Here is a 3,555-nt window from a genome sequence, read left to right on the forward strand (position 1 = left end):
ACAGTTCACTTTATGCACCTTTGTGCGGCTCTCTGCGTTCGCATTCTCGCACAAAGGTGCATAAAGTAAACTGCCCCAGAGCGCAACGTTATACGCAATTATGAATAGCGAGTCTCTAGCAAATAAACTTTCCGAAATTTATCAAATTGATGAATGGGGCAGTTATTGTTCAAACATCCCAAAAGAAGTAAAAAATCTCGCTTTTCAACTCGCTGAGCCAATGTGGGTAGAAAATATGCTGGCAAAAGGTAGGTTGCTTGTTCATCCCGAGGTGGCAGAGGATCTTAAAGGCCAAAACTACAAGCCGAATATGCACCAAAAGAAAATGATTTGGGCTAGTATCTTAGGCTCTGATGAAACACCGGATAGCGAAAAGCGATTTTACAAAATTAAAAAATTGCTCATTGGTAGATATGGCGAAGATTGGTGGGAAGACGTTTATCAAAGGAAGAATAATGTCTGGGCTGCAAGACAGCGAATCCAGAAGAGTGTTTCTGGATCTATGATTAGTGCGTTTGTAGAAAATACAATTTTGGGTGCGCACTGTGCACGCGAAGAGAGGCAAAGAGCACTGTGCATGATCAAAAAATAGTGCCAGGGTCGCGTATAACAATTTGCTGCAGCCGACGTCTTACTTTGTGCACCTTTTGCACGGTCGCTGCGCTCCCATTTTCGTGCAAAAGGTGCACAAAGTAAGACGCCGCTGGGCAAGGCGTTATATTTCTTCTGAGTTAGTGCATGAACAACGAAGTCCAAATCATTGCTGCGGAGTATGATGGATTCCTTAACGCACTTAGGTGCTTTCTAGGCTATAGAAGAGTTTTTGGCTGTTTTCTGCTCGATAGAAAAACTGGCTACCTTGAGAGTCATATTAAGAAACACGGCGAGAATCTAGAGCGTCAATACAAAGCAGATTACAACGAAGTTCGCTCACTATTTGGAGAGTACCTATTCAAACCACTAGCTTCACGAGGCTACAAAAATCTCGAAAATGCCGACTGGAACGTGTTTGAGTACTACGGTCTCATATCAACAGCTTTAGATGAGAATGGGCCATGGAACCCGATTGTGAGCGGGAAAACTATTGTTTTGGAGTTTTTCCCTACAGAAAGTGTTAAAACTGTAGAACTCATAGTAGAGGTTGGTGACATAGCTATAGTCACCTTTCTCGCAAATGAAATATAACCAGACCATGAACTTCGCGCCTATCGGCGCCGGACAGCCTACGCTACGCTCCGGCTGCCGGTTATGGCAGCGTTAGGGTACACCAATAATTGGCACCACTATGAACCAAAAATGCAATAAATGTGGCAACGTTCATCCTCTGAGTAGGGAACATTTTGGGCAGACAAAACAAAAATCTGGAAAGGTTACTTGGCGACAAGTTTGCAGAGCATGCATGCGAAAAAATACAGCAAAGCATTATGAAAGTAACCCTGAAAAGGTCATGCAAAGAGTCGCAAAAAGAAAAGCGCAGGACATGAAAGCTGAGGGTCACTTTACAGTTCGAGATTTAGAAATAATAAGACAGGAGTTGGGCGATCGCTGTAGATATTGCCAAGTGGTGCTAAATGGAGGCGGAGAGGTTGAGCATTTAACACCAATCTCTCAGGGAGGAAGCAATTGGCCATCAAATATCACTTGGGCATGCTTTCAGTGCAATAAGGAAAAGCACGGGAAGAACTTGGAGCAGTATTTGCAATGGCGCCGAGATAGGAACCTCCCTGTCTATGAGTAATACCCTAACAATCGCAAGCAGGATGCTACGGCCCTTCGGGCCTTCGCGGGACGCCCAACGCTATGCACATTTTGTGCGGGTCGCTGCGCTCCCAGTTTCGCACAAAATGTGCATAGCATTGGTCGCCCCTGTTGCGGGCGTTATGTTTCAGGAGTAATCGTGAGCAGTAGAATGAAAAGAGAAGAATTTGATGAATTATCTTCAAGAGTTCTACTGTTCCTTATTGGTGTATCTCTCTTGGCTATCTCTATTGCCGTCTTCTATAGAGAGGAAGCAGACAGCCAGGCAGCGCTGGCAGTTGGCTTAATTTTGGGCGTAATCTGGTTGCCTCTCGTACTTGTTAGCATTTTGGGAAGTAAGAAGAAGGCTCAAAGGTGGGCAGATAACACTGGAAATCACGAGGTTATGGTGGTGTTTGTCCTTGCTGCTTTGGGTGTTACATTTGTACTAAAGAAGCTAGGCCGAGAAACATAACAATCACGGGCAGTGAAGCTACAGCCCTTCGGGCCTCCGCGGGACGGCTTACCTTATGCACGTTTTGCGCGGTCGCTTCGCTCCCATTTTTGCGCAAAACGCGCATAAGGTAATCCGCCCCTGCCGTGGGCGTTAGCACATAGAGCCAAGAATGAACTACATACAAGAAAACACGTCGGAGGTTGATTTTTACACGAGTATGCTTGATGTGGCGCGGTGGCTCGAAATTGACCTAAAAGATTACGATTGGCACATTTCGGATATTGATGGCGCTTGGCCAGAGCTGGATGATCCATCTTGGGTGCCCGGAGAAGAGATGGAAGACAAACTCAATGAATTTAACTATCAGTTTGTATGGGCAGTTATTTCAGCTTTTCCAAAAGGTACAAAACCGTTTACTACTGAAAAGCCATATGCGGATGGTAATCTTGAGTTCTGGGATGGTGAGCCTGATAAACAATTAAAGGATTCTTTGTTTGAAATTGTGTGTTGGGATAGCAGCGCCACTTTATTTATTGGCTTGCCGGAGGTATTAGGAAGTAAACTTCTAGTCAATGCACCAGGAATTAAAGACCTAAACAAAGAGAATAGGCAGCGTCAGTGCTAACCAGCAATGCAGCCGACGGCCAACTTTGTGCGCCTTCTGCGCGGTCGCTGCGCTCCCATTATTGCGCAAAATGCGCACAAAATTGGCCGCGTCTGATTGCGGCGTTATGTTGCTCCATCACATCAAGTAGTAGCCCATGAAAATTGTTGAATATGAACGATCGTTACAATGGGTTGGCGATCTTAAATGTCCAAGTTGTAATGGGCTAACACCAGCGTGGCGGTCGAGTGGTATGAGTGAATGTTTTCCTCATTTCTTTTGTGATAGCTGTTCAAATGTAATACATCGAGAAGAGGATAAGCGGCTCGTATGGTATGAAAAGTCTCAGGAACTACTTGATCAAATTGCCAAGACATTACCGAGTTGCAATTGTGGTGGAAATTTTCGGCCAGGCTGCGGTCCCAAGTGCAAACATTGCCGTAAAGAAATTCCTATTGTTTCTAATCCGGTAGAATATTTGCATAATCCAAATATGATTGTCGCCGATGGCGCATGCGCGTACAGTGACAAGCGCGATCCTTATATGGTCCGCATAGTCGAAGCAAAGGGGAATGCAACCTAGTATCAACTTTGAACCGCGACAAAAATAGTTACTTACCATAGTACATTTGCTCTGGTGTCTTGTACGCAAATCTTTTCCTAGGACGGGTGTTGAGCTTTCGTGCAATGTCATCGCATTGTTGCTGCGTCAGCCCCATCATCGTTTGTCCCTTCGGGAGGTATTGTCTTATCAGGC

The 3,555-nt window shown here is 45.1% G+C and carries 6 protein-coding genes and 1 pseudogene; 6 read left to right on the forward strand and 1 reads right to left on the reverse strand.

What is annotated here, in order from left to right:
• Positions 1-100 precede the first annotated feature (100 nt).
• The 6 genes from IG627_RS20390 to IG627_RS20990 all read left to right on the forward strand — a co-directional run bounded on the left by IG627_RS20390 (position 101) and on the right by IG627_RS20990 (position 3,381).
• Entirely contained in the window at positions 101-592 is a 492-nt protein-coding gene (locus tag IG627_RS20390) for a hypothetical protein (protein ID WP_193195105.1), read from the forward strand.
• A 146-nt stretch (positions 593-738) separates the two neighbouring features.
• On the forward strand, positions 739-1,185 hold the full coding sequence (locus IG627_RS20395; RefSeq protein ID WP_193195107.1) for a hypothetical protein: 447 nt from the start codon (positions 739-741) through the stop codon (positions 1,183-1,185).
• Positions 1,186-1,399: 214 nt separating this feature from the next.
• Positions 1,400-1,738, forward strand: coding sequence for an HNH endonuclease (locus tag IG627_RS20400; protein ID WP_193195109.1), 339 nt, complete (start codon positions 1,400-1,402; stop codon positions 1,736-1,738).
• A 171-nt stretch (positions 1,739-1,909) separates the two neighbouring features.
• Positions 1,910-2,212 (forward strand): hypothetical protein, encoded by a 303-nt coding sequence (locus IG627_RS20405; RefSeq protein ID WP_193195111.1) that lies wholly within the window; start codon positions 1,910-1,912, stop codon positions 2,210-2,212.
• 151 nt (positions 2,213-2,363) lie between these two features.
• Positions 2,364-2,819, forward strand: a complete 456-nt coding sequence (locus IG627_RS20410; RefSeq protein ID WP_193195113.1) for a hypothetical protein — start codon at positions 2,364-2,366, stop codon at positions 2,817-2,819.
• Between the two features lie 136 nt (positions 2,820-2,955).
• A complete protein-coding gene (locus tag IG627_RS20990) occupies positions 2,956-3,381 on the forward strand; it encodes a hypothetical protein (protein WP_226865498.1) in 426 nt (141 codons plus the stop codon).
• Between the two features lie 28 nt (positions 3,382-3,409).
• Here IG627_RS20990 and IG627_RS20995 read toward each other — a convergent pair.
• Positions 3,410-3,555, reverse strand: a pseudogene (locus tag IG627_RS20995) (IS30 family transposase); the annotation flags it as partial.

Origin of the sequence: Microbulbifer taiwanensis, from assembly GCF_014904815.1 — a bacterium.
GTDB classification, from domain to species: domain Bacteria; phylum Pseudomonadota; class Gammaproteobacteria; order Pseudomonadales; family Cellvibrionaceae; genus Microbulbifer; species Microbulbifer taiwanensis.